Here is a 26,641-nt window from a genome sequence, read left to right on the forward strand (position 1 = left end):
AGGTCAAGGCATGCCTTTCGATCGCAGGGACTAGCGATGGGTGGCGATGAGCTCATAGGGTTCGGGGCGCAGGCTGCCCCGCTCGTACAGTCGCAGACCCGAACCAGCATCGCGCGCCTGCGCACCGACCGGGTGTGCCTGAGCACCGACAGGGAGTGCCAGATCGTAGCTGTGAAGGATTCTCGCCAGCAGCAACGTGGCCTCGTGCAGGGCGAAAGCCATCCCTATGCAGGCGCGAGGACCGGCCCCGAAGGGACGCCACCAGGCGTCGGGGTGGGCACGCCGCCTGGTTGCTGTGAAGCGGTCAGCATCGAAGATATCGGCGTCCTCACCCCAGACCTGCCGGTCGCGGTGCGCTGCGAGGGATAGCACAAACACCGCTTGCCCCTGGGGAATTCGGTACCCGCCCAGGATGCGGTCCTCCCGCGCGACCCGGAACAACCCCGGCACCGGCGGATGCAGTCGCAGTGTCTCGCTCAGGACGTTGCGGATATCGCGCATGCCCGCGACCTCGTCATACCCGAACCCTCCCCTGGACTCGATGCCGGCGCGGAGGCGTTGCTGCAGGGCAGGATCGGCGGCCAGGTAGTGCAGTGCTGCCTCGAGGAGCGCGGCGGTGGTCTCGTGACCGGCCACTAGGAATGTGAGCACTTGGTCGGCGATGTTGTTGTCGGGCAACCCTTCCCCGGTCTCCGGGTCGAGGCTGGTGAGCATCAGTCCGAGTAGATCGTCGGTGTCGGTGCGCCCGCTGGCGCGGCGTTCGGTGATGAGGTTCTGCACGTATTTGCGGGCTGCGCCGATATCGCGGTTCACGCGTGGGGCCTGCCATCGGGTGCGGATCGCACCCACGATCGGGAGATCGTTGGTTTGATCGCTGGCCCACCGCAGGATCCGGGCCAGGGCCTCGACGAACCATTGCGCCTGCTCTGCCTGCGCCGGGGCGGCGCCGAGCAGCCCGAACCTCGTGCCGAAACCGGCGCGCGCGATCACCTCGAGGGTCGCCGCGGTCATAGATGCGTGCACGTCGATCCGGCCACCGGCCGCCTTGTCCCACTCGGCCTCGAGATCATCGGCGACAGTCGCCATAGCCTCGTGATAAGTGCGCATCGCCCCCTGAGTAAACCCCGGGGTGAGAATGCGATGCGCCTTGCCCCACAACGGATCCCGCGACTTGGCGGTGAACAATCCGGTGGGCACGATCTCCCGCAGCACCTCTCCCGGTCCGGCCAGGCATCGCGCCCAGTACCTCTCGTCGCACGCCTGGGTCGCCAGTGCCGCGCCCGCGACCACGATCACCCGCGAGGCGAGAATCTTGCGCCCGAAGATCTGGCCCAAACTGCGCGAGAGCTCCAGTTCGTGCTGGGTCGGGCGATGGCGATCAACCGAGGCGAGATCGCCCAGGATCGGTAGCCGGCCCGGGGCATGCGGCAGCCGATCCACAGGGAGCCCAGTATCGGTCATAGTTGCTCATTTCTCGTATCGAAATCACGACCGAAATCCCGTTGAGCTGGTCATAGACGGTTTAGCTATCGGTGATTGACGTCACGGGATCGGGGTGCTGTACTGATCTTGCGCTGGGCGGTTTGTCCCTCGGTGGCGTCGCAAACTTCATCCGAGACCGCAAGCCCGCGAACATCGCGGGGTTGTTGTCGTTGATCGGATACCGACGCCCCGACGAAGGGAGACCGCCCATGTTGCATTTCACCCCCACCATCACCCGAGGATCCCTCGCCCACAGGCAAACACGCCGTGGGTGGGGTTCGATCCTGCCCACGTAAAGGGAGGTCAGTCATGCGAAAGAACCGACCGATCGACGCCACCACCTCCACACCTGCCCCCACGCCCGCCGCACCCGCGGCCGACACCCCGGAGCAGGACGGACCCCGCTGGCACTGGGTAGTCATCGACACCATGGGTGACACCGAGCCCTCGCTGATCCTCGACGGCAACGTCCCCCGCAACTTCTCCCGCCTCAACCGCGCCAGTATCGCCCGCAACGGCACCGTCAACCGGCTCCTGCCGACCCTCGTCGCAGAAGTGCGCCGCACCGGCCAAACCGCCTCCAAATACTTCCCCTCCGGCCCGGACGAGCACATGCAACGCCTGATCGCCGTACCCGTTCTCGGACCGTCCGGTGACGTCCACGCCGTCGCCGCCTGGGCCGGGCCCCTGGCCGAGCCGCTACCGCGGATGCCGATCATCGGTGCACTGAGCTGGACCCCCTCCGGTGTGGTCACCGCGACCCCGCCCGCGCAGTTCCTGTTCCGCGACCCTTCCGGAGATCTGCTGTCCGGACACACCATCCCGCAAATGCTCAGTCACTTCGATATCTGGGACGACCGCTCGACGTTCCTGGCAATGTTCAATGTGACCAAGCTCGGCGCGCAGGCGCCTACCGACAGTTGGTGCGGCACCGCGACCAAGACCTACGAAGACGGCAGCCCACACCACCTGTTCCTCGCTGCCCGCGCCACCGGTACCGATACCGGCCGGGTCGTGCGCGCCGTCGTCGCCGACATCACCGGCGGCATCAATCCCGCCCGCCCCGACCTCACCCTGGCCGCGATCAGGCACATGCCCATCGCACCCGGCCACGCTCTGGCCCTGTGTGACCTGAAAACGGGGTTCATCCACGAATGGCTCACCGCCCCCACCTCCCCCCTGGCCAGCTGGCGTCACCACAACCCCGAATTCTCCGTCGATGACCGCATCGCCGTGGTCACCGCGTGCTTCGACTTGGCCTCAGGGCGAGCCGAAACCGCCTCCATCCGCGCTCACGTGCGCTTCTCCCCGACCTCGCCATGGATCGAACTCATAGGGCATTGGACCCTACTCATGGCCGGCGACCGCCCCCAAGCCCTCATCGACATCACACCGCTCTCGGAGATTTCCACCCCGGTGGTCGCGGACTGCCCGATGTGCCAGGACATGGCCCAACACATCCCCGCCCCCTGAAATCCCACCGAATCAGCTCGGAAGCAACGACTTCAGAATCTCGGCGGCGTGATCGACGAACAACAGGTGGCCCTCACCTGGAACCTCTTCGAACACAGCATCCGGGATCATCCAGCCCAATCGGCGACCATCTTCGATCGGTACGTTGCCGTCTGCCTCGCCGTGCCAAATCTGTACCGGCACAGTGATATCCGCGGGGTCGAATCCCCACCCCCTGGCGAACAACACCTGGAAATCGACCGCCACACCCCGCGTACCGGTCTTGAACGCCTCCTGGATGTTCGCGGCCAACTGCTCCAGCAACCAGTCATCACCAGCGATACGCTCCCGGTCAGCCGGGGACATCTGCGCGATCATCGCCAACAGTCCACGGCGCTTACGCACTACCTGCGCCATCCGTGCCGCCGCCGGACGAGCCAGGAAAGGAAACCGGCGCAGGATCATCAGTCCACCGGCACGCTTGACCCCACCGGCGCCTGTGGTGGCCGCCCGCTCATCGAATGGGGCTGGAGAACTCACCACCACCGCCTTGCTGACCCGGTCGGGCAGCCGCGCCGCGGCACCGAGGGCGTACGGGCCGCCACCGGAAGCGCCGAGGACCGCGAACTGATCCACCCGGAAGTGGTCGGCCACCGCCGCCACGGTGTCAGCGAAATCGGCGACCTGCTTACGTGGTGACAGCGTCGACATGCCCATCCCGGGCCGATCGAGCGCAATCAGTCGCACCCCCACCGCTCTCGCGGCCTCATCAGCGAAAGCAACACCTTCCACGTGCGAGCCCGGCGCGCCGTGGTGCGCGATCACCGGATATCCGTCCGGGTCACCGCAGTCCATCCCGCCCACCACCGCCGCACCCGGCAGTGTCATCGTCCATGGTTTCGGAGTCGTCATGCCCGCAGAATAGGGGTCAGCAAATCCGCAGCACATCGAAACCGAGGACACCGTCCGGTTTCTGGCACAAACCGTCGCTACCTGCACCAAAAGGTCGCCCGACCGGTCGGTAGTCCAGGTTCACCCACTTGAACTCGTAAGCCCGCGCGGCATCACCGCGCGACTAGCTAGTTAGCTAGCTGCCTATCTATCTACCTCCATCGCCTTGATGGCGCGGACCAGCACGAATCATCGACCCCGCAGCGTGCGGGCTTTGCGTGCCCTCTTGGGCGGCCTCGCGCGCGACCCCTTCTCCGACGTCCTGTTTCACCTAAGCCGGGGAAGCTCCCGACTCTCTTCACGAACGCGCGAGCGCTCGGAACCCCAGACCTAGCCGGCGGCCGCCGATCCAACTTATGAACCACCCAAGACTGGCGCTCGCTCTAACGCAACAGCCGCGCGCAACGCGCCCAGCAAACCGGAGGCACCAACATAGGGCCGCTGGCTATCGCGTGGCGACAAAGGCCGCCGAGCGGCCGACTCGACACGCGAAGCCCGGCCCGCAACCACCATGCCAACGCAACATCAGCACCCAAACGCAACCACCACAAGCTTCGATCTCTTCTGTACTACTGCCCTGACCTGCCGGGGGTGTCCGTCCTGGTAGTCAGCGTGTGGGTGGTCGACTGCCTCACCCTCGTCAACGGAATCACTTCCTGAGCTCGAGCAGCGTGCCCTGGGTCGTATCACCCTCGCCAGCTCCGGAGAGAGCCTCGAAGGCCACCAGGATCGACTGGACCGTGTGATGCGAAATCCCAGTGGAGGCAGCGATGGCGTTGTTCTTTTCACCTGCCTCGAGCGCAGCGACCACTGAGGTGACCTCATCGAGTGTCTTCTTCGGCGCCACGCCCAGGTGCTTCAGCTCCGTGGCAATCTGCACAGCGGCCAGATCCCGCACTGCGGGGTGCAGGACCGCGTTGCACGCAGTCGGACCCAGGACCAAGTGCGGGGTGCGGGGTGCGGGGTCAGCGAAAGGCCGGGACGCAGGGTGCGGCCATGCCCTGAAATCCAGTACTGGCCGAAACCCGCTTGCCACCAAGACTTTTGACGGCGTTCGGGCCGACGCGGTCGAGCTTTGCTGATGCGTGCGACGTGCAGATTCACCCCGAACTCCATGGACGCGTTACTGCTGCTCAATGCGATGCAGCGGCGCTGGCACGTCACGCGAGTGGGGAAGTTGTTCTTCGCCACACCTGTGGTGACCGCGGTCATGGCGTGGCTACTGGTAGATCAGCCGTTACGGCCGTTGACGTTTGCCGGACTCACAATCGGCGTGGTACTGGCATCACAGAGACCGGTGGTGCGCCACGAACAGCCACTGCTGGCTACGGCCGCGCACTGAACTGCGGGTACCGCTTCCGGCGAGCGGTGCGCAGTGGGTCGAACCCTCACGGCGCTCTAACGGGAATGAAGTTCCGTTAAGCCTGGTTGAGTGCTACTGTCACCAAGTCTTAATGGGACCACAGACCCATTAAAGGTTCTCGAAGGGACTCCGATGAAGAACGCCTGGCATTTACGCCTCGCTGCAGGCACCGTTGCCATTGCCGTCGTCGGTGGGATCGGCGCGTACGCCGCCACCCACACCACCGCCGAGACCGCTGCGGCCTGGGATGCCGCCTGGTCAGCAGCGCCACAGCTGCCCAGCATCGGCTTCGAACCCAACTGGGCCCAAACAGGTTTCGACAATCAGACGGTCCGACAGGTAGTCCGGGTGACCGACGGCGGCACCGCCGCCCGCATCACCCTGTCCAATCTTTACGGCAACGGGCCTCTGCGGATCGACCACGCCACCATCGCCCGCACCGCGCAAGGCGCAGGCGTCGAGTCGAATACCCTGCGGGACTTGACCTTCCAAGGCGACACTGTCGCGAAGATCCCCGCCGGTCAGGCCTTGACCAGCGATACCGCCGGCCTGCAGCTCGCCCCGCTCGAATCGGTCACGGTGACCCTGTACCTGGCAGGCCCGACCGGCCCCGCCACCTTCCACTCCCAGGCCTACGCCAGCACCTACCGCACCGGTGGTAACCACGTCGCCGACCCTGCCGCCAGCTCCTTCACCGAGGCCACCCACTCCTGGTACTACCTGACCGATATCCAGGTGAGCGGCCCGAGCGCACACCACGGCGGCACGGTCGTGGCCTTCGGCGACTCCATCACCGACGGCTTCGGATCCACCAACGACGCCAACACCCGCTACCCGGACCGGCTCTTCCAGCGCCTCACCGATGCGGGCACACCACGCCCGGTGCTCAACGAAGGCATCGGCGGCAACCTGATCCTCAACGACTCGCAGTGGTTCGGTGAAAGCGCCGTGAAGCGTTTCGAACGCGACGTGCTCAGCAAGCCCGACGTCGATAGCGTGATCGTGCTCGGCGGACTCAACGACATCGGCTTCTCCGAGATCGATCTACCCACCTACAAGCCCAACCCGCAGGTCTCGGTGGCACAGTTGATCGCCGGGCACCGTGAACTCATCGCCGCCGCACACCGGGCAGGTGTCAAGATCACCGGCGCCACCCTGCTACCGATGAAGGGCGCCGAGTACTACGACGACACCTCCGCGGCGAAGATCCGCGACCTCAACACGTGGATGCGCACCAGCGGCGAATACGACGCGGTCGTCGACTTCAACGCCGCGGTCGCGGACCCGTCCGACAGCGAAAAGCTCAATCCCGCTTTCGATTCCGGCGACCACAAGCACCCCAACAACGCGGGCTACCAGGCCATGGCCGACCGCATCGACCTCGGGAAACTCTGAACACCTCGAGGCAACCCATCACCGAAACGGTGGTACCCCGATGATCGGGGTACCACCGTTCATGAAGGTAGTACACCTACAATCCGGTCAGAGGCGCGGCGCACACTCCAGCAGTAGGAATAGCGGACGCTTGAAATTCTCTTTCCACCAAGGGTTTTCCCGCTGCTGGCCAGTGGGATGCGGCTCACTAAGACCGGTGAGCACAAACCCTGCCGCAGTGAGCATGCCGATATAGGCCTCGAGGGAGTGGAATCGTTGTACCGGGGCCGCTGGGGATTGGCGCCCGGCCACGTTGAAGCGCTGCTCGACAGTCCGCACTCCGAACTCCGAAGTAGGCGTCGATGGAGAACTCCCCGCCTGCGGTACGAAAGTATTGAGCAGCACCCAGTTCCGGTGCTATCACGACGGGGAAGACGTCGAGGGGCGCTACGCTCCGTTCGTGAATGTGCGGCCATATTGATCTCGCGGTCGAGCGCGCATCGATTACCCCGACTCGGAGTCCTTGGGCTGTGTAGCCGACGCTTGTATGTTCCCCAAGGAATCATCGATGATGGTGATGCGGTTCACTTCCTGCCGTCTACCGACGGAGTCCGCGACTATCAGAATATCTACCGGCCGTCGGACAGGGAATATCATATGCGACAAGGGATTCCGCGTGGGGCACGTCTGGTCGAAGTGCAAACCGATCGCAGGATCACGGGGGCTACCTGGTTGGGGCCATTCACCGGTGGTCTGACACGTTACTGAAACTCCGATCCCACGCTCACCCCCACTATTGTCGGCGGCCAATCACGAGAAAACGTCAGTCGCCCATCGCGATTCGCGGATCTGCACGCCCGTAATGGCGGCGGCTGATGCACCTTCGAATAACCCACACCCCTTGGGGCGTGAATATCGTTCAAGACGGCGCGGACGCGGTCAGCATTCCGATGCTGGATCACAACGGTTCGATCGGCGGCATCCGGGCGCCCGGTCGCGTCAAACCTCTATATCCGGCAGGTGTGTTCGCCGGTATGCATCCGGGGTTTGCCCGGTCCAGCGTCGGACGGCACGCACGAGGGCGCGGTGGTCGTTGTATCCGATTCGTTCGGCGATCGACCGCAGTGGGAGCCGCGTACCCCGCAAGAGAAGAGTGGCGTGCTGGTAGCGGACAGCCTCGAGTTCACGACGCCAGGACGTGTCGCGCTCGGCCAGTCGGCGCTGCAGTGTGCGGGGGCTGACCGCCAGCCGGCGTGCGACTGCCTCGAGATCCGCGTCGCTTCGGCTGTCTGCGAGCACATCGCTGATTGCGGCGTGGAGGGTTTCCTTCCAGGTCAGCGCGGGTTGGGCGGTGTCGATGATCGACTGGGCGTAGAGGTGCAGAATTCGCCGCAGCTCCGGGTCATACGATTGTCGATTCTGCGCTCGTTCGACATTCAGCATCGTGAAACTGCTGTACTCCTGGTCGAACTGAATGTTGCTGGTACCGAATACATCGGCGAGATAGCCATGACTGCGCGGCGCGCGATGGGAGAATTCGACGCGAACAGGATCGGCCGCGGCACCCCGGACCGCGCGCGCCCGATGCATCAGCACGCCCAGAGTGAATTCATTGACTGCCGCGCTCACGATGTCGCCGTGGGGTGCGCTTCGATATACGACAGACAGGTGAGGGTCGTCATCGACAACGATGAAGTGGTCGGCCGGATCTGCCATGGCCGCCGAGAATCGTGCGGCGTCGCCGAGGCCTTCAGCGAGGGTGGGTGCCGCTGCTATCAGATAGTCCCAGACGTGCAATCGTCCTGACTGGGCAACATCGGCCGCACGAATTCCTACCCCCGGTCCACCTGCGGCGTACATCAATTTCCACAAGCGAACCATCGCGATCGATGGGACTCGAAGGCGGTCGTCGTCGAGCAATTCACGCCGGAGACCGCCGATCATGGCGACCTCATGCTCAGCGACACCGACCTGTTCAGCTGCCTCGAGCATCACGCGGATGACATGCGATGACACCGTGCCTCTGATTATCGAGGGAGCGCTCCGGCCGGCGTCATCACCATCGGAAGCTGCGGCCGGTTCGTCATGTGCCCGCGTGGCGGCGCGGCTACGGTGCGGGGCTGTGTCATTGGGACCGTCGAAGTCGAGCAGACCGCGCTGTTCGCCTGCCTGACGAGGTGCGTGAGTGTCGATGCGATCAGTCATTGGGAATTTCCTCGAGGAAAGTATTCGGACGTATCAGATGAATGTGCGGAAGAAGTCGCGGGTATCGGCCAGAGTAGTTCGGGGTACTCGGTGTGCGGCCCAGTCTCCGCCCACTTCGTACGTGCTCCACTTGCCGATGTTGCCGTCGCCGTAGGGAAGGTCAGGCCGGCAAGGAAGGGAGCCGAATTCGGGCAAGGCTGCCTCCCGGACCTGCCGGCTCAGCGACCCCATTACGGCCCGGCGGTCCGGAAATTCCGGGTGTGCCCTCCGCGGTCAAACCGCAGGTCTCGCCCGAAATGGGTGGAGCCTGCGCGTGTTCCGGGGGTGGTGGCCTCTCACGTATGCAGCTCGGGCGCCGCGCATGAAGTTGCCGCACATTTCGTACGCGGCAGGACATTTCGTACGCGGGATGCGACGTCGTGCGTAGCGGGCCGGGACGTGCCTACGACCTCAGGCAGCGTGCTGGGTAGTGGGAACGTACTGCTCCAGGGCGATTGCATTCGAAGCGTGGTTCAACGGCTTCATGATCGAGCGCAGGGCCATGCCCTTCCAGGGGAGGCGGCGCATGACGCGCACGGCGGTGATATGGATCTTCAGGGCACGCTTGTCGGCGGCGACCATCTGCTTGGCATTGGTCCAGCCGAGGGTGAGGTTCAGGTTCACGTATTCGCTCATGCGGGTCTGGTAGGCGTCGAAGGCGACGGTGTGGTCGCCGTGGGCCGCATTGAGCTCTGCGGCAAGGACATACGCGCCGACCAGGGCCATGCTGGTGCCCTGACCCGACAGGGGGGACGGGCTGTAGGCGGCGTCGCCTACCAGGGCGGCGCGGCCGCTCGACCAGCGCTCCAGGTGGATCTGGCTGACCGAGTCGAAGTAGAAGTCCGGGGACTGCGCCATCAGGCGCAGCAGGTTCTGCGTTTCCCAGCCGGCATCGGCGAAGGCCTCGGCCACGACTCGCTGCTGGGCGGCGATATCGCCGCGCTCGGGCAGCTGCTCCGGCGCACCGAAGATGAACTGCGCCTTCGCCGTATTCTGCTGCGTGCTGTAGACCTGCACGATCTGTCCGGGGGTCGGGTGCACCAGCTCCCAGTGATCCAGGTTCAGGTAGTTGGGCACCGAGATCACGCAGGCGGCCATGCCGGTGTGCTTGGCGAACTGCTCCTCGGGACCGAAGATGCTGCGGCGCACCGTGGAATGCATACCGTCAGCACCGATCACCAGGTCGAAGACTCGGGGCGCGGCATGCCGGAAACGCACCGTGACACCGTCGGCCTCCTCGGTCAGGTCGAGGATCGAATCACCGAACAGGTACTGCACGTCGGTCTTGGTGGCGTCGAACAGGATTCGGGCGAGGTCCCCGCGCAGCACCTCGTCATCGCCGGGGCCGCGCAGCCCGATCAGGTCCGGGCCCAGGGTCGCCAGGGTCTTGCCCGACTCGTCGACCCAGTCCCCGCCGCGCATGGCGGTGGAGGCGCGCCCGATCTCCGGCAGCAGGCCCATGCGGTCGATGACCTGCATGGCGGCGCCGCGAATATCGACCTTGTAGCCGCCTTCCCGCAGGGCCGGGGCTTCCTCGACGACCGTGACGGTGAAGCCGTAACGCTGCAGCCAGTAGGCGAGGGCGGGACCGGCCACGCTGGCGCCGGAGATGAGGACCGTCTTATTGGTGAACTGCTGCTGTGTTGTCATGAGAGAAGCATCTGCCGCAGCCCTCACCGAACACTCACCATCAGCTCACCGCCCCTCACCAATCGCGATGCCCGCCACAGCCCCACCTGCCATCCCAGCATGCTTTTGGCCGGGATCCACACGAACAGCACGTCAACGGGTTGCGGTGGATCCCGGCGTGCGTTTCGGGGAGGCAGGACAAGTGGTCTGCTGCGCAGTTATTGGTGCGCCGCGCACGAGATTGGTGCACATTCTGTGCGCGGCGGGGGTCGGTTGCTGTGGCGGGCTTGCGAGTGCGGTCAGGCGGCGGTTTGGGCGGCGGGGGCGTACTGCTCGAGCTTGATCGCATTCGAGGCGTGGTTGAGGGGCTTCATGATCGAGCGCAGGGCCATGCCCTTCCACGGCAGGCGGCGCATGACACGCAGGGCCGTGGTTTGGATCTTGAGGCCACGCTTGTCGGCGGCGACCATCTGCTTGGCATTGGTCCAGCCCAGAGTCAGGTTCAGATCCACGTACTCGCTCATGCGGGTCTGGTAGGCGTCGAAAGCGATCGTGTAGTCGCCGTTAGCCGCATTCAGCTCTCCGGCAAGGACATACGCCCCGACCAGAGCCATGCTGGTGCCCTGACCCGACAGCGGGGACGGGCTGTAAGCGGCATCGCCCACCAGGGCGACCCGGCCGCTCGACCAGCGCTCCAGGTGAATCTGGCTGACCGAATCAAAGTAGAAATCCGGGGACTCCGCCATCAAGCGCAGCAGGTTCTGCGTTTCCCAACCGGCATCGGCAAAAGCCTCCGCAACCACTCGCTGCTGGGCGGCGATATCGCCACGCTCGGGCAACTGCTCCGGCGCACCGAAGATGAACTGCGCCTTCGCCGTATTCTCCTGCGTGCTGTACACCTGCACGATCTGTCCGGGAGTCGGGTGCACCAACTCCCAATGGTCGAGGTTCAGGTAATTGGGCACCGAGATCACGCAGGCGGCCATGCCGGTGTGCTTGGCGAACTGCTCCTCCGGGCCGAAGATGCTGCGGCGCACCGTAGAATGCATACCATCCGCACCGATCACCAAATCGAACACCCGCGGGTCGGCATGCCGGAAACGCACCGTCACACCAGCAGCCTCCTCGGTCAGGTCGAGGATCGAATCACCGAACAGGTACTGCACCTCACCCTTGGTGGCGTCGAACAGGATTCGAGCCAGATCCCCGCGCAGCACCTCGTCATCGCCGGGGCCGCGCAACCCGATCAGGTCCGGGCCCAGGGTCGCCAGGGTCTTGCCGGACCCGTCGACCCAGTCCCCGCCGCGCATGGCGGTGGAAGCGCGCCCGACCTCCGGCAGCAGACCCATGCGGTCGATGACCTGCATGGCAGCGCCGCGAATATCGACCTTGTAGCCGCCCTCCCGCAGAGCCGGGGCTTCCTCGACGACCGTGACGGTGAAGCCGTAACGCTGCAGCCAGTAGGCCAGAGCGGGACCGGCCACGCTGGCGCCGGAGATGAGAACCGTCTTATTGGTGAACAACGCATCAGGGCCATTGCCCTTCGCCGCGACGAACTCCGACCGTGGTACTTCAGACATTTTCGTTTCCTTAACCTTCTTGTCGCCACGACTGCCGCAGACAGCAGTCTCGATATGGCGACGGTTCCTCACCAGCCGTTGGAATAAGCACCCAACTGTGACCGAACATTAGCTGTTCCCAACGCATTCAGTACTTGGAAGATCCGGACAAGTCCCTGCGATCGTCAACAGCAGCACGCCATACCTGGACCAACGCCCAAATCCGACGGAACCCTGAAGTTCGGAACGCGCCACCCTCTCTGGCAGCGGGCACTGAATATTCGAGTCGATGGCTTGGCGCGCCTGGTCCAGGTTGTCGTCACTCACTTTGCGAACGGTATCGGCCCCGCCAATCGATGACGGAGAAATCCTTCCCAGGGCTGGGAAAACCAATTGGGTCGACGCTCCAAGACGCGACGTCAGATTGATTGACGATCCCGGCGGTCGGGCGACTTCGCTCACACAGAACAGCCGTCCTCACGCTGTTGGCTTGGCGGAGAGCACTTTTCGTCGTTGTAGCGAGGGAGAGTGCGCACAGCCTGATTCGGGGGGTTAGGCGGAGACTCTGGTGAAGAGGCGGCCGGCTAGGTCGGCACCGAGGATGGTGCCGTCTGGGTTACGGCTGAAGAAGCCGCGCTGGCCTTGGAGACCGCCGCTGGTGACGATGTACTCGTCGGAGGGCAGCAGGCCGAGATCGGCTACCGGCATGTCCGGGGGCAACTCGGTGTCAGCGGCCGCGCGAACTTCCGGCTTGATCTTGCATTCGATGGTGAGCCCGGCATTTACCGCTCCGATGGTGATGGTCATGAGGTCATTTTCATAGGCTCCGGCGACTTCAGATGCTCGCGCTTCGTCGAAGGGCAGCGGCTCCGGGTCCTTCTCGACGACGTCCAGGTAGTGCTCGAGGGCCCACTTGACCACGGTCCGGTTGAAGGCCATGCCTGCGTCGGGGCCGGCGTTCGAGGTGACGACGATGGCGAAGTTTCGCTCGGGCACGATGAGCAGATCGGCGAATTGGCCCATGGCCGAGCCGCCGTGGCCGATGGTCTGGACGCCACCGATTTCCTTGAGAAACCAGCAGACACCGAAGCCGTCGCCTAATGTGCTGGCGCGCAGCTCGACTGTCTGCTGCTTCATCTGCGCCAGCGCGTGGGCGCCGATCACCTGCGTGCCGTCCTCGTTGGTCCCGTCACCGAGATGAAACCGGGCCCAACGCAACTGGTCGGCGACCGAGGATGCCAGACCGCCGCCGGGGTTGTCTTGGCGTGCATGGCTCCACGGACGCACCACCGTGAGAGTGCCGTCCTCACCGAGGTTGTGGCCCACCGCAAACCGGCGGGTCATGACGTCGTCGCGGAAGTAGAAGCTGTGCGTCATCCCGAGCGGTTCGAGCACCAGCGATGTGATGGCCTGCTCGAAGGTCTGACCGGTGACCTTTTCGATGATCCGGCCGGCCAGGTCGAACCCGGCCTGGCTGTAGGACGCGCGTTCGCCCGGTTTGCCGATCAGCTGGAAGTCGGCCATTTTGGCGGCGTAGGCCGCCAAGGCGTCGTCGCCTTCGCCGGTATTGACGTCTTGCCGCCAGTCCATGCCTGCGGTGTGGTTGAGCAGGTTCAGTACCGTGATGTCAGCTGCGGCCTGCTCGTCGGGCAGAGTGAATTCGGGGATGTAGCGACGCACAGGGGCGTCCAGCTCGACCCGGCCTTCCGCAACCAAACCCATCAGGGCCGTGGCCGTGTAGGTCTTACTCACCGAGCCGAGCACGAAAACGGTGTCCCGATCGACCGGAAGCGGGTTCTCGAGGCTGGTCACGCCGTGGGTGGCGAAAACCTCTGCGCCATCTACCCACACGCCGACGGCGACACCCGGAAGGCCGAATTCTTCTGCCTTCGCCGCGACGAACTCCGACAGTGCTACTTCAGACATTTTCGTTTCCTTAACCTTCTTGTTGCCCCGACTGCTGAGGAATTCCGCGTCGTCCGTTGTGCTGTCGATGACATTGCCTGGCCGGGCAGACAGCAGGCTGATAGAACGCTGATACGGCGACGATTCTTCACCTGAACCGACGCCTACATCCGCCGGAACCCTGAGGGTCGGAACGGGCCGCCTTCACTGACAGAGGGCACTGAACACTCGAGTCGATGGCTTGGCGCACCTGGTCCAGGTTGTTGTTACCCCATATGCGAACGGTATCGGCCCCGCCAATAGATGACGGAGAGATCCTTCCCAGGGCTGGGAAACCTCATTGGGTCGACACTCCAGCAACGACGTCAGTTTCCACCGGGAATGGTGACAGGCGGGGGCGGGAACTCAGCAATGCGCTCCCGCTATCCGACCACTCGGCGGTCTTGCCGAGACAGGTAGCCCCTACTCGCCCGTAACCCGATGCGGACCCTACTGTCCTACGAGACAACGCAGTCGGGGAAGCGCTTACGCGAAAAGGTTCAGCCCGAACGGATCCAACAGTGACCAGCTCAGTTCATCGATTTCTCGTCAAACCAAATGATTCCGGCATCGCAGGGCTGGTTGACGGCGGCAAGCTCCTGGAGTGGATCGACAAGGTCGGTTATGCGGCCGCGGCCCAGTGGAGCGGCTGCTACTGCGTTACCGCGTATGTCGGCAATATCCACCTCGATCGGCCGATCGCTGTCGGTGAACTGGTCGAGCTGCACGCGAACCTGGTGCACACCGGCCGCACCAGCATGCATATCTTGGTCACCGTCTACTCGACAGACCCGACACGGGTGAAACCTGTCCAGACGTCCCAGTGCCTGATGATTTTCGTCGCGATGGACGACGAACGCCGCTCCGTCGAAGTCCCGCAATGGATTCCGGCGACCATCCTCGAGCAGCAGCGAAACCGGCAAGCACGGGCACGGATTTCGGTGCGCCGGCACATCGAGGAAGCAATGGCCGCACAGCATTACACGACCGCGGGCACCGCACCGAGCGCCACCCTGCGCTTCTTGGCCGCGCCGTCGGATATCAATTGGGGCGGACGGGTACACGGGGGTCGGACCATGCAATGGATCGACGAAGCCGCGTACGTCTGTGGAGCCGCCTGGGCCGGACAGCATGTCATCACTTCCTATTTCGGTGGAATCCGCTTCTATCGGCCGATCGTCATCGGTCATGTGGTCGAGGTGACCGCACGGCTGATCTATACCGGCCCGCGCAGCATGCACATGAGCGTGCACGTGACTTCCACCGACACACACTCCGATCAGCCCGCGCTCTCAGCGCACGGACTCGCGGTGGTGGTGGCGCTCGCCACCGACGGAAAAGCGCAGGCGATCCGACCCTGGGAGCCGCTGTCCGATGAAGACCGCGCACTCGACGAACACGCGCGCCTCCTCGTCGAATTGCGTTCAGCGGTCGCACCTTTCACCCCTTCGAGCGCCATGCCGCCGGACACGGAACCTAGCTACCTCCGCATACCGGATCTTTCCCCGCGCCCAGCCAACCGGATCTAAAGGATTCCGACTAACGATGTTGAGCACCGGCGATTCCTACAAGGCACCTCATACGCGGTCGCGGTCTACCCGGCGGCAACGATGCGGTGGCTGACTCTGCCCGGCCCCGAGCGCCCAGTGTCGACGGGATCGTCGCGGCGCGTCGGGCGGACAGATGTCGATGCCGTGCAGACCATGGCCGGCGCGTTTCGCGATCTCCTACCGGAATGGGTGATCGCCTCGGCCAACCGCTGCTCCGGACATTCGGTCGCAACCAATTTCGCCGCCGAGCGAGGAGGGCGCCTACCCGATAAATAAGTTCGATCTGAGTGTCGGCGGCTCGTCGTGGACCGGCACGCAATCGTCGACACCGCCGCTAGGAATCGAGCAGATCCGCTGCGATGGCCAAGTCCTTGTCTCCGCGGCCGGAGATGCACACGACGATCAGTGCGCCGACAGGCAGATCACCGTGGTGTGCCTGGTCCAGGAGGTAGCCGACGGCGTGCGCGCATTCGAGAGCGGCGATGATGCCTTCACTGCGGCTCAGAGCTCGCATTCCGCGCAAGGCGACCGTATCGGTTGCGGCGCGGTAGATTACGCGACCGCTGTCTTTGAGGTAGCTGAGTTCTGGACCTACGCCCGGGTAGTCGAGGCCCGCCGCGATGCTGTGGGTGCCAGCGATCTGCCCATCCTCGTCCTGTAGTACGTAGCTATAAGCCCCGTCCATTTCGCCCGGGCTTCCCGCGGCAAGGGTCGCGGCGTGATCACCGGTGGCCATGCCCCGGCCTGCGGCTTCGACGCCGATCAAACGGACCTCGGGGTCGTTCAGGAACGGGTGGAACATGCCTATCGCATTGCTTCCGCCGCCGACGCAGGCGATAACGCAGTCCGGTAGACGTCCTTCGGATGCCAGGATCTGGGTCCTGGTCTCTCTGCCGATCACCGTTTGAAAGTCCCGCACCATCGCCGGATACGGTGACGGGCCTGCCGCCGTCCCGAACAGATAGTAGGTGGTGTCCACGTTCGTGACCCAGTCCCGAACCGCCTCACTGATAGCGCTTTTGAGTCTGCCACCGCCAGTACTCACCGAACGTACCTCTGCGCCAAGCAATTTCATTCGAACGACGTTCGATTCTTGTCGTCTCATATCGTCGGAACCCATATAAATGGTGCATGCCATCCCGAGCATCGCGCACGCCGTCGCTACCGCCACCCCGTGCTGCCCGGCGCCCGTCTCAGCGATGATTCGACTCTTGCGCATGCGGCGCGCGAGCAAGGCTTGACCGAGCGCATTATTGATCTTGTGAGCTCCGGTGTGCGCCATATCTTCCCGTTTGAGATAGACCCGCACATCAGGCACAGCCAGCAGGTCCGCGAAATTCTGCGCTTTGTGCAGCAGCGTTGGCCGGCCTATCCGTTCGCGCAGCAAATCGGTCAATTCTTCGATGAAGTCGTGATCGGTGAGGGCAATTTCATAAGCCTCTTCCAGATCCAGTAGTGCCGCCATGAGCCCCTCGGGCACATACCTGCCGCCGAACTCTCCAAACCGTCCGTGTTCATCGGGAAGCGTTCTATGCCGATATGAACTCGTGGTGGTGCCGTGGTGAACAACCATCAATGCACGTACTTTCACTGCTGGAGTTGGAGCTCATAATTGGGCTACACCCGAGTCGACGGACAAGGTTCCAGCAAATAATGCGCCATAACCCGACACCACTCTTCCCATCCACGGGAAGGGCGAGGTTGCCTGACGGGTTATGAGTTCTCGAGTATGACGAGCACCCGGCCGCCGATCAGGAAGTCTCACCATGCTTGTCATTGCCAACTGTGTCACCGGCCCAGCCGATCTCGCCGCCTGGATCGAGGACGAGTACCGCATCGTTCTCTCTACGCTCGACGATGTCTCCGGATTCCACGATTTCTATCTTCGTAAACTGATAGCCGCGAACGAGGAGTGCACTTTTGTGTCACTCACAACCTGGGATGACATGTCCGACTTCCGGGCCTGGCGGCACAGCGAGGTTTTCCTGTCCGCGCATCGCGCTCGCGTAGACCGCGCGAAATTCGGGCGATTGCGAACACCCCGGCGCTACGACTATCTCGTGACAGGCGCCCCCGATCTCGCCGAGCTGGACAGCCTGGTCCTGGCCTCACTGATCGACAGCGACCATCTACCCTCGGGCTCAACCGCCACATTCGAAGGAATCTTGAACTACGCCCGAGCGGCCGGATGACCGTACCGCTCGAAATATCTCAGCATTGCCGAGGGGCAGGTCGGATCAAATCCGACCTGCCCCTCGGTGATTCAGCTCTGAGGTGCTCGAATCACTGCCTATTGTCAGATCTCCGAACCGACCTCGCGGACTGCCTGCAGAACCGTGTCGATATCGACCTCGTTGAGGCTGTAATGCAGTGCGCCACTAGGTCGTTGCCATCGCCAGAGCATTGGCGAGGAGGCGGGCGATTCTGTCGGTTTCGGCGTCGATCTCGTCGAACTTTTCGCCGATATCGCTGAGACGCTGATGATCTCGCAGACGTGCGGTGACACCAGCCTCCCAGTTGTCAGCGAGAATGATGTCGGAATGCGCGGGCGGAGGCGAAGGTTCGTTCGCCGGTGGGCGAGGGCCCGAGGCTGAGCGATACTTCGGGAACTGGCCGCGCAGATGCGTGGCGACGATCGCTGCCACCGATGTCTCCGAGAGCGGCTGCAGGTCTCCCCATCCGGAGTCGGCAGCTGGGGACCAGCCGCGCCGATCGAACGAGGTGAACAGTGGCAGATCAGTGTGACGCGGATCGAGTCCCGCCTCAGGCAGGGTGCGATGGGTCAGATGATGTTCGAGCACAGCACGACCCGCGGGGGTCGGCACCAGGCGCAGTACGGCAGCCCATCGGCCGAGCGCGGCCACCGGACACCGATATGGGTCGTGCGTGGCTGTAATTGTCGCAAGGTCAGGGCCAACGATCGCTACGTCACGTGACAACGTCAGCTCGCCTTGCTTCAGCGACGCGATCCGGACGTAGGACAACCCGGACGCCGCAAGGACGAGCAGGGCGGCATTGCGGCGACCCACTAGCCCACGGGTCCAACCCCATTCAGGAATTCGCGGCAGGAGACGCTCCACGCGCGCGGCCTTCCCGGCGCAGAGTTCTGCATACCGATCGTTCAGCGCTTGGCGGAGCACTACGGCACGGCCCGGCGCGGGCAGGCCAGCGATACTGTGCGCCTGGTTGATTGCGGCGAGACGAGCACGTTGCGTGCTGTTCGCGGCGGGATTGTCCTCGAGATATTCAGCCACTGTCATCGCGGTCGCGGGCAGCACGCGTCGCTCGGCCGCGAGGCACCAGCGCGCGAACAGTATCCAGCTGCGGCGGTAACGCGGGGCCAAGCCCGCCGGCGACTGCAGTGCGGCAACATCGAATTCTGTTGCGCCGGAGACAATCACGGCTATAGGCCCAGTTGCGCGGCCGCATTACGTTTGTGGCGTGGGTTGCGGTCGTAGCGGCGCACCGTGGTCACCGACTTATGCCGGGTCATGTTCATGACCTCCTCCAGGCTGGCACCTCGATCGAAAGCCTCGGTCGCGGCGCCCGCACGCAGGGCGTGTGCACTGAATTGCGCCACCAGTGCGGGGTCGATCCCGGCCTGCGCGGCGCGGCGGCGCAGGACCCGCTCGACGGACTCCCCCGTCAGCGGCCGCGCCTCGTACGGCAGCATGCCGTTCTTCAGTGACCGGAATAATGCCACCGTGGTGCGGGGCGCACGGGGCCATGGCCGATCGCAGACATGCGTATCGAGGTCGGAACCCTCGCGGCGTAGCAGTCGTTGCACCGCGAGCATCCCGGCATCGGAGGCAACTCGGGTCGCCTCGGCGAGGTCGAGCGGCCGGGTAGCCGCATTTTGCTGCACCGCATGCTTTTTCACACCGTCTGCCGCGGTGTCATAGGCAATCACGACCGCCATCCAGCGCAGCAGTACGCACCAGGGGCACGAGCGCGCCGAGGTCCGACCGCGTGGGACGTACACATACTCGGGATCCTCCGGGCTGGCCTTGGAGCCGCGCAGGTGGATGGCCAGCCAATCCCCGTCACGATCGCCCGCCGGAGAGAAGTCTCGAATCTCGCGCTGCGCCAACTCTTCTCGCCGCAGCGCTCCAGTGAAACCCAGCACCAGCAGGGCGATATCCCGGCGAGCGGTGAGCTGTTGCTTCCACCCCCGCGCCTCATCACCGACGACCTGCACGATCGTCTGTAGATGTTCCGTCAGCAGGGGCGCCGCCTGGCGCGGGGTCTCCCCCGCCGCTATACGACGCCGGCGGATGCCACGCAGGGTCCGTGTGACCAGCGGATCCTGCCCGGGGTGCTCGAATCCGGCCGCAGCGTGCCGATCTCCGATCGCCGCCAGCCACACCCCGAAAGTGCTTGTCTTGTATCGAAAATCTTCACCCTTGCGCTCACGGGCCGCGGCGGCGAAGTATCGGGCCACCGTGCGGGGCGCGGCAGGCAAGGCCGCATAGTCGCGTTCGACGCACCAGTTGTCGAACCGCCGCCAGCCCGAGACATAGGCGCGACGGGTATTGGAGGCCTCCGCGGCCGCTAGATCTTCGGCGATCAGAGCATCTTCCGGGGCCGCCCGATGCTCGGGCACGCTCTCGTCCACCGCCTGCAAAGTGACACCGGTGCGGGTCCGCCTAGCCGGCGAGGGCCACTGACGTGATCTGCCGGACCGCTGGTCAGGCTCGTTCGGTATCGCCGGATCGTTCATGAAGACGCCTGGTTCGGTCATGATCGCTTCGGCACCGAGATCTCGCCCGTCCACGCCGACCCTCCTTGCTTTGCTGATCGATCCCGCTGCCGAAGGTGGAAGTCGCTCTGCTTCACTGCCTTCCGAGAGCCTACCGGCAACCCCGATACGCAGGAGAGACGTCAGGCTCCCAGTAGTCGCCGACAGCAATCCGAGGAAGGCCGGGATGTCCCCCTGCTCGAGGGCGATTCGCCCATGACGTGCACCTCTACACCGGACAGTATCCATAGTCTTCGGGCAGGAGGCCGAGCGACTCGTCGCGAACAGCGGCCAGGCTGGTGATGACGGCCTCGTTGGCGGCGCGGTCACCGACCGTGATCCGCATACCAGTCGAATACTGTTTCACTCGAATTCCCGCTCTAGCGAAGGCCTCGGAGATGCGATGAGTCAGCACGGGATCGCTCAGCGGAACAAAGATATGGTTCGCGGAACTGTCCGGCAGGGCGTAGCCGAGCCGGCGCAGGGCGACCGAGAGCCGATCGCGTTCGTTCGTTATCGCGTGAATGCGTTCATTCAGCTCATTCTCGGCCGTGTAGCACGCCCGAACGCCGACTTCGGCAAGAATGTTCATGCCGAAAGGCACCTGCCAGTGGGCAATCCGGGCGGCGGTCTGGGGGTCGGCGACGGCATACCCGATGCGCAGGCCCGCCAAGCCGAACGCCTTCGAAAAAGTGCGCACCACAATGACATTCGGATATGCCGCTAGCAACGTCTGGGTATCGATGCGCTGATTGGATGGCACGAACTCGATGTAGGCCTCGTCGAGTATCACCGCGATCCGGGTGTCGATCCGGTCGAGAAATTCGCCCAGTTTTCCATAGTGCAGCCGGGTGCCGGTCGGGTTGTGCGGATTACACAGCACGACCACCGCAGTCTGCTCGTCGACCGCTGCCGCCATCGCGGCCAAATCTTGCGCTCCGTCCGCAGTCAGCGGCACCATGACCGGACGGCCACCGACTGTCTCGGTCAGGAGCGGGTAGCCGTCGAATGTCGGCTCCGCCATGACCACTCGCGCACCGCTGGGCGCGGCGAACGCCTGCAGTATGTGCATGATGACGCCGGTGGCTCCGGCGCCGACAATGATCTGCGCGGGCGAACAGCCGATCCGGGCCGCGATAAGCCGCGGCAACCGATAGGGAAGAAATTCCGGGTAGCGGTTCGTCGAAGCCAGCGCCAGTTCCAAGGCGCGACGGACCGACGGCAAAGGGCCATACGGATTTTCATTGAGTGCCAGTGGGTATCGCGCGCATTCGAGCGCGGTCAGCATCACGCACCCCCCGCGGAGTGCCGTCCACCCCAGCGCACCGCAGCCGCGGCGGCGAAATCTCCCGCGTGGGCGAACCCCGCGAACATGACCACGTCGCCGTCCCGCACCAGCCCCGAGGTCACGGCATGGTCGAAAGTCATCGGCATGGCGGTGCCGAAGAGATTGCCGCACTCTTCGAAGGTGTCCGGGTGCCGCTCGGCAGGTAGTGCCAACTCCTCACGCCAGTTCCGGAGAAACGTGCGGTTGGGTTGATTGGTCACCAACAGGTCAAGTTCGCTCGGCGGCACCGCAATCCGCTCACAGACCGCCCGAGCAACTTCCGGGACGATCCGATTGCCGCGGTCCAGCACCTTGACGACGTTCGACTCGGTGAATCCAATGTGATGCTCGCCCGGACCCGCCTCCCAGTACCGGCGCGGCGGAGTGGCCACCGAGGTCATCTCACCCGCGAATTGGGGCAGGTGCCGCGTCTCGATATCGAGTATCGGAGACTGATCCGATTTGGTGAGCCACGCGATGCCCGCGCCGTCGCCGGGGATCGCCGCCTGCGCCATGGAACGCACCCCTTTTTGGGCGAACACCTGTCCGGCCGTATTCGTCACATTGACGACCAGCGCGCTTCTTGCCTTGGTGTTCTGCAAAATCTCCCGGGCCAGCTTGATCCCATGGATGAAGCTGGCGCAGCCGCCATTAGCGAGGTCGATCAGCCATTCCGGCACGATGCCGAACTGGGCGGCGATCTCGCCACCATTGCCAACGAACCAGGTTTCAGGCAGCTGCGTATGCACCACAAGGACATCCACCTCGTCCAACAGCTCCGGCCCGTGGCGAACCAGCATCGGCGCGATTGCCCGAAAGGCCATATCGGCCGGGGTTTCGCCCACGCCGACATGATGTCGGAAACGCGGCGGATTGAACATGGCAGACAACGCGGACCCCGCGTCGTCATGGAACTGAGCGAAATACTCAGCCGAGACAGGATTTCCAGGCCGATAGCTGGAAACATCGGCCAAACTCACGGTGACGGTCATGTCGATCATCTGTCCAATCGAATCGCCGGCGATGCCGGCGTTCCTGAAATCGGCTGGTCCGGAACGCTTTCGAGCCGGGTGAGCAGGTGTTCGGTCAGACCGACCAGCAGCTGCTTGCAGGAGTCGCGGCTGCGTGCGTCGCAATACCGCATGGGCACCTGGTCCTCGAGATCGAGGGCGGCTCGCAGGTCGGAGAGGCGATAACGGTGCGCGCCGTCGAAGTAGTTGACCCCGACCACGAATGGCAGCCGCCGGCTTTCGAAGAAGTCGATCGTGGCGAACGAATCATCCAAGCGGCGGATGTCAGCCAGGACAACCGCGCCGAGCGCGCCGGCGGCGAGTTCATCCCAGAAGAACCGGAACCGTTCCTGTCCCGGCGTGCCGAACAGGTAGAGGATCAGACTCGGGTTGACCGTAATGCGTCCGAAATCGAGTGCGACGGTGGTGGTCACCTTCGACTCCACACCCGAAAGATCATCGACGCCTTCGCTTTCGGCGCTGATCAACTCCTCGGTGGACAGCGGCGCGATCTCACTGACAGCTCCGACCATGGTGGTCTTGCCGACACCGAATCCTCCCGCTATCAGGATCTTCGCCGAAGTGATTTTCGACGGTTGCACCATGTCAAAGCTTGAGAAGGCCATCACGTATCGCCCTTAACAATTCGGCGGCTTCGTTCTTGTCGTCGGCAGCGTGGCGGGACTGCCTCGAGCTGATGCTCAGATAGCCGTCCGCGATCAGGTCGCCGATCAGAATCCTGGTCACCCGAACCGGAAGCCCAAGTCGTGCCGAGATTTCCGCGATCGCCCGCGGGTTCTGCGCGATTTCGACGATCTGCTGGTACTCGGGATCCATTCGATGCAGCCGAGTATCCGCAGTACCGCCGACCGCAACGACGATGGTGATCATGGTCAGCTCGGGCGTCACATCTCGGGTCCGTCCGCGAGTCACGCCATACAAGCGGACCAGAGGACCGGCCGCCTCGTCGTACCAGAAGTCCCGTTCCCGATCCATGTCTTCGTTCGATCATTGAGCTTGGTTGCTATGACGCGAGGGCGCGGAAAGCCAAGTTCCCATGCGCTGAACGGTCAGATTCATCTCGTGCGCCACCGAACCCCAATCCGCGTTGGCCTCACCGAGAACGGCCAGACAGGCATTCGCACCGGCCGCGGTGACGAACAGCATCGCTTCGTCGAGTTCGACCATGACCTGTTGCAGTGAGCCCGAAGCGAATTGGCGTCCCGCGCTGGCCCCGAGACTGTGCAGCGCCGACGCCATCGCGCTGAAGCGCTCGCCGTCATCCCTGGAAATCTGGGCGCAGTGTCCGAGCATCAATCCGTCATTGGACAGCATCACAACATAGCGAACACCCTTGAGCCGGCCGGTCAAATCATCCAGGATCCAATTGAACTTGCCGTGCTGTTCAGTCATTCCACTGTCTTTCGTTGTCGGACAAGGGCTCACCCGGCGACCCGACGGGCACGCCCGAGCGACCGAGCTTCGTTCCGGCCTGCAGGGCGGTCCACAGATCGGTGGGCCGCCCCTGCCCCGACGGCCTGTCGCGCTGTATGCGAACACTGGGGTGGTCCTCGGGCATAGGCGCCACTGCCGGCGCGACAGGCTGCCGCTTGCGCTGCGGCAGCACAGGGCCATCGTCGAACGACGCGTACTGGGCGGGGCCGGAGCTCTCGCCCCGCACCTCGGCCATGGTCCGATTGCGGAACATGTCGGCCTCGGCGACCGGTTGCGGCTCGCGCGCCACCGGTTGGCTCGGCGCGATCAACTCCGCCAACTGGGGCTCTCGAATGAATTCCTGCGCCCCCCGCCGCAGTTCGCCGAGGTCCGCCATGAATTCGTTCGGCGGCGCCGGCTCGACGGATTGGTCCACGACGACCAGCTCGAAAGGCAGCCGCACGACACTGCGGATACCGCCGTAATCGGACTCGGTCAGTCGCACCGCGACCTGATGACGCTTGGCCAGCTGCCCCACCACAAACAGACCCAGCCGCGGATCGCTCGAGAGCGTCGCGATATTGAAGTCCGGTGGGTCGCTCAGCATGTCGTTGATCCGCGCCATCTCGACTCTGCTCAAACCGATGCCCAGGTCGGAGATCTCGATGATCAGACCTGCCCCGCCCAACTCGCCCGAGATCTCTACACGGGTCTGCGGCGGGGAGAAGGTGGCGGCATTGTCGATCAGCTCGGCAATGAGATGGATGAGGTCGGCCACGACCGCGCCGACCACGGGCACGTTGGGCAGTCGGACGGTGTGGATCCTGGAATAGTGCTCGGTCTCGGTGACCGCGCTGCGCACCAGATCGTGCAGTGGCACCGGGTTGCGCCACTGCCTACCAGGCCGTTCCCCACCCAAGATCACCAGATTCTCGGCATTACGCCGCGCCCTGGTCGCCAGATTGTCGAACTCGAACAGCATCTTCAGCGTGTCCGGATCATCGTGGCGATGCTCGGCCTTTTCCAACTGCCCGAGCAACTGGTGCATCGTCGCCTGGCTCCGGCGCGCGATATTGACGAAGACCGACTGCACGCCCTGCCTGGTCTGCGCCTCGTTCACCGCGGCGGTGGTGGCTGCCAGCTGCGCTTGATTGAACGCATCGGCGACTTGGCCGATCTCATCACGACCGAAGTCGAGCTTGGGCATTTCCAGGTCCAGGTCGATCGTTTCGGCGCGCCTGAGCTGTTCCAAAATATTGGGCAGCCGCTTCTCGCTCACCGCAAGGGTTTCGGCCCGCAACCGGCGCAGTCGCCCTATCAGCCGCTGGGACAACAACACCGCAGCCATGAAGGCGATCAAAGACAATGACAAGGCCGCCGCACCACCCACGACGGATCTGTGGGCCAGCCTGCCGCCTACCCGATCGGCCACCTCGCCTGCGTAGCGCAGGTGGGAGCTCCAGATTCCGACCAGCGCGGAACTTACCTGTTCGGCCGCGTCTGTCCACCCGACCAGGGGTGCTATCGACGGAGACACCGCAGCCGGCGAACTGTTCACGGTATTGGCGGAGTTGCCATTTACGGTGGTGCCGCCATTCGACGATGTTCCCGAGGTGGTGGACCCCTGCGGGGAAGTCCCCGACGTAGAACCGCCCGAAGCGGAAGACCCGGACGACGAGGATCCCGTATCGGAGGTACCGGCGGGTGGAGCTACCACCGCGACTGTCCGCTGAAGCAGGCTCTTTTCGAGAGTCCCCATCTGCCGCCACGACGAACTCGACACCAGCGCGCTGTAGCTGGCCATCTCGTCCGGGGTCAGCTCACTGACCCGGTTGTCGAGTTCGTTGTGGTAAAACCCCACAAGCTTGCTGTACTCCTCCTGCTGCGAGGGAGTAAATCCGCCCTTGATCGCCGCAGCCGCAGCCAATGTGGAACTGCGGGACATCGCTTCAGCGCTCTCGAACAGACCGACCTCGGTGTCCTGCTCATTGGCGGCCTCCGGCACCGTGGCCGTACGCGCGGCAAGCCGGCCCGCGACGATCACCGTTTGAATGACCTTGTCGTAGTAGTCATAGACCTCATCGCTCTGGGCTGCCCCCAGATCGATCCGCTGGCGAATAATTGGTAGTTGCCCGAACGTTGCCTGCATTTGCGTCACGGCATCACCGATCGAGCCGTGGAACAGTTTGATCAGGTCGTTGCCCGCAGCCATCATCGTGGGAACGGCGGCATCGAGCCGAGCCCGTTCGGGCGGGAGGTTCGCCGCGCCAGAGGTATCGCCGGCCAGCACCAGCATGCTGGTGCGGCGCTCCTGTTGCACCGCCTGTACGAACTCCAGCGCCGGTCCCGCGGTTTTGTTGATTGCGGCGGACCAATCCCGGATCGATTCCGACTGGCGCAGAAAGTAATCCGCCGTCACGCCGCCGACTATCAGCAGGGACAAACTAGGTATGAGCGCTATCGATAGAACGCGGAATCGCACGCTTCGGTTGACCTTGAACGCACGAAGAATCTTATGCATATCTAACCGCAAATCTTCTATTTCCAATTGTATTGAGGCACTGCTCGATTCGGTAATCCCAAC

At 64.0% G+C, this 26,641-nt stretch carries 21 protein-coding genes; 5 read left to right on the forward strand and 16 right to left on the reverse strand.

Annotated features, from left to right (window positions below; translation table 11 throughout):
* Positions 1 to 30: 30 nt before the first annotated feature.
* Positions 31 to 1,461, reverse strand: a complete 1,431-nt coding sequence (locus OG326_RS42590; RefSeq protein ID WP_327146842.1) for a cytochrome P450 — start codon at positions 1,459 to 1,461, stop codon at positions 31 to 33.
* A gap of 330 nt (positions 1,462 to 1,791) precedes the next feature.
* On the opposite strand from OG326_RS42590, the gene OG326_RS42595 reads away from it, so the two are divergent.
* Entirely contained in the window at positions 1,792 to 2,955 is a 1,164-nt protein-coding gene (locus OG326_RS42595; protein WP_327146843.1) for a GAF domain-containing protein, read from the forward strand.
* 12 nt (positions 2,956 to 2,967) lie between these two features.
* Here OG326_RS42595 and OG326_RS42600 read toward each other — a convergent pair whose 3' ends face one another.
* Positions 2,968 to 3,759 carry an alpha/beta fold hydrolase gene (locus OG326_RS42600; RefSeq protein ID WP_327146844.1) on the reverse strand — a complete coding sequence of 264 codons (792 nt, stop codon included), beginning with the start codon at positions 3,757 to 3,759 and terminating at the stop codon, positions 2,968 to 2,970.
* 775 nt (positions 3,760 to 4,534) lie between these two features.
* Positions 4,535 to 4,765, reverse strand: a complete 231-nt coding sequence (locus tag OG326_RS42605) for a hypothetical protein (protein ID WP_327146845.1) — start codon at positions 4,763 to 4,765, stop codon at positions 4,535 to 4,537.
* Between the two features lie 234 nt (positions 4,766 to 4,999).
* On the opposite strand from OG326_RS42605, the gene OG326_RS42610 reads away from it, so the two are divergent.
* Together OG326_RS42610 and OG326_RS42615 are read left to right on the forward strand one after the other, a co-directional pair.
* On the forward strand, positions 5,000 to 5,227 hold the full coding sequence (locus OG326_RS42610) for a hypothetical protein (RefSeq protein ID WP_327146846.1): 228 nt from the start codon (positions 5,000 to 5,002) through the stop codon (positions 5,225 to 5,227).
* Positions 5,228 to 5,380: 153 nt separating this feature from the next.
* Positions 5,381 to 6,643 carry an SGNH/GDSL hydrolase family protein gene (locus tag OG326_RS42615; RefSeq protein ID WP_327146847.1) on the forward strand — a complete coding sequence of 421 codons (1,263 nt, stop codon included), beginning with the start codon at positions 5,381 to 5,383 and terminating at the stop codon, positions 6,641 to 6,643.
* A gap of 978 nt (positions 6,644 to 7,621) precedes the next feature.
* On the opposite strand, the gene OG326_RS42620 is transcribed toward OG326_RS42615, so the two are convergent.
* The 4 genes from OG326_RS42620 to OG326_RS42635 form a co-directional block, all read right to left on the reverse strand.
* A complete protein-coding gene (locus OG326_RS42620; RefSeq protein ID WP_327146848.1) occupies positions 7,622 to 8,827 on the reverse strand; it encodes a helix-turn-helix transcriptional regulator in 1,206 nt (401 codons plus the stop codon).
* 450 nt (positions 8,828 to 9,277) lie between these two features.
* Positions 9,278 to 10,516 (reverse strand): FAD-dependent monooxygenase, encoded by a 1,239-nt coding sequence (locus tag OG326_RS42625; protein ID WP_327146849.1) that lies wholly within the window; start codon positions 10,514 to 10,516, stop codon positions 9,278 to 9,280.
* A gap of 278 nt (positions 10,517 to 10,794) precedes the next feature.
* Entirely contained in the window at positions 10,795 to 12,075 is a 1,281-nt protein-coding gene (locus OG326_RS42630) for an FAD-dependent monooxygenase (RefSeq protein ID WP_327146850.1), read from the reverse strand.
* 531 nt (positions 12,076 to 12,606) lie between these two features.
* Positions 12,607 to 13,980, reverse strand: coding sequence for a serine hydrolase domain-containing protein (locus OG326_RS42635; RefSeq protein WP_327146851.1), 1,374 nt, complete (start codon positions 13,978 to 13,980; stop codon positions 12,607 to 12,609).
* 539 nt (positions 13,981 to 14,519) lie between these two features.
* Here OG326_RS42635 and OG326_RS42640 point away from each other — a divergent pair.
* Positions 14,520 to 15,527 (forward strand): acyl-CoA thioesterase, encoded by a 1,008-nt coding sequence (locus OG326_RS42640; protein WP_327146852.1) that lies wholly within the window; start codon positions 14,520 to 14,522, stop codon positions 15,525 to 15,527.
* A gap of 355 nt (positions 15,528 to 15,882) precedes the next feature.
* On the opposite strand, the gene trpB is transcribed toward OG326_RS42640, so the two are convergent.
* Positions 15,883 to 17,121 (reverse strand): tryptophan synthase subunit beta, encoded by a 1,239-nt coding sequence (gene trpB / locus OG326_RS42645; RefSeq protein ID WP_442791108.1) that lies wholly within the window; start codon positions 17,119 to 17,121, stop codon positions 15,883 to 15,885.
* Between the two features lie 193 nt (positions 17,122 to 17,314).
* On the opposite strand from trpB, the gene OG326_RS42650 reads away from it, so the two are divergent.
* On the forward strand, positions 17,315 to 17,740 hold the full coding sequence (locus tag OG326_RS42650; RefSeq protein WP_327146854.1) for an antibiotic biosynthesis monooxygenase family protein: 426 nt from the start codon (positions 17,315 to 17,317) through the stop codon (positions 17,738 to 17,740).
* A gap of 186 nt (positions 17,741 to 17,926) precedes the next feature.
* Here OG326_RS42650 and OG326_RS42655 read toward each other — a convergent pair whose 3' ends face one another.
* The 8 genes from OG326_RS42655 to OG326_RS42690 all read right to left on the reverse strand — a co-directional run bounded on the left by OG326_RS42655 (position 17,927) and on the right by OG326_RS42690 (position 26,605).
* On the reverse strand, positions 17,927 to 18,949 hold the full coding sequence (locus OG326_RS42655) for a hypothetical protein (RefSeq protein WP_327146855.1): 1,023 nt from the start codon (positions 18,947 to 18,949) through the stop codon (positions 17,927 to 17,929).
* Positions 18,950 to 18,951: 2 nt separating this feature from the next.
* Entirely contained in the window at positions 18,952 to 20,322 is a 1,371-nt protein-coding gene (locus OG326_RS42660; RefSeq protein ID WP_327146856.1) for a tyrosine-type recombinase/integrase, read from the reverse strand.
* A 193-nt stretch (positions 20,323 to 20,515) separates the two neighbouring features.
* A complete protein-coding gene (locus tag OG326_RS42665) occupies positions 20,516 to 21,574 on the reverse strand; it encodes a pyridoxal phosphate-dependent aminotransferase (protein ID WP_327146857.1) in 1,059 nt (352 codons plus the stop codon).
* Positions 21,574 to 22,614, reverse strand: coding sequence for a 3-oxoacyl-ACP synthase III family protein (locus OG326_RS42670; RefSeq protein ID WP_327146858.1), 1,041 nt, complete (start codon positions 22,612 to 22,614; stop codon positions 21,574 to 21,576). The genes OG326_RS42665 and OG326_RS42670 overlap by 1 nt, the downstream gene beginning before the upstream one ends.
* Positions 22,611 to 23,249 carry a GTP-binding protein gene (locus OG326_RS42675; protein ID WP_327146859.1) on the reverse strand — a complete coding sequence of 213 codons (639 nt, stop codon included), beginning with the start codon at positions 23,247 to 23,249 and terminating at the stop codon, positions 22,611 to 22,613. The genes OG326_RS42670 and OG326_RS42675 overlap by 4 nt, the downstream gene beginning before the upstream one ends.
* Positions 23,230 to 23,532, reverse strand: a complete 303-nt coding sequence (locus OG326_RS42680; protein WP_327146860.1) for a DUF742 domain-containing protein — start codon at positions 23,530 to 23,532, stop codon at positions 23,230 to 23,232. Before OG326_RS42680 ends, OG326_RS42675 begins: the two co-directional genes overlap by 20 nt.
* Positions 23,533 to 23,631: 99 nt before the next feature.
* A complete protein-coding gene (locus OG326_RS42685) occupies positions 23,632 to 24,036 on the reverse strand; it encodes a roadblock/LC7 domain-containing protein (protein WP_327146861.1) in 405 nt (134 codons plus the stop codon).
* Positions 24,029 to 26,605, reverse strand: a complete 2,577-nt coding sequence (locus OG326_RS42690) for a sensor histidine kinase (RefSeq protein ID WP_327146862.1) — start codon at positions 26,603 to 26,605, stop codon at positions 24,029 to 24,031. Before OG326_RS42690 ends, OG326_RS42685 begins: the two co-directional genes overlap by 8 nt.
* Positions 26,606 to 26,641: the final 36 nt, after the last annotated feature.

The organism is Nocardia sp. NBC_01327 (assembly GCF_035958815.1).
In the GTDB taxonomy this organism is placed as follows: domain Bacteria; phylum Actinomycetota; class Actinomycetes; order Mycobacteriales; family Mycobacteriaceae; genus Nocardia.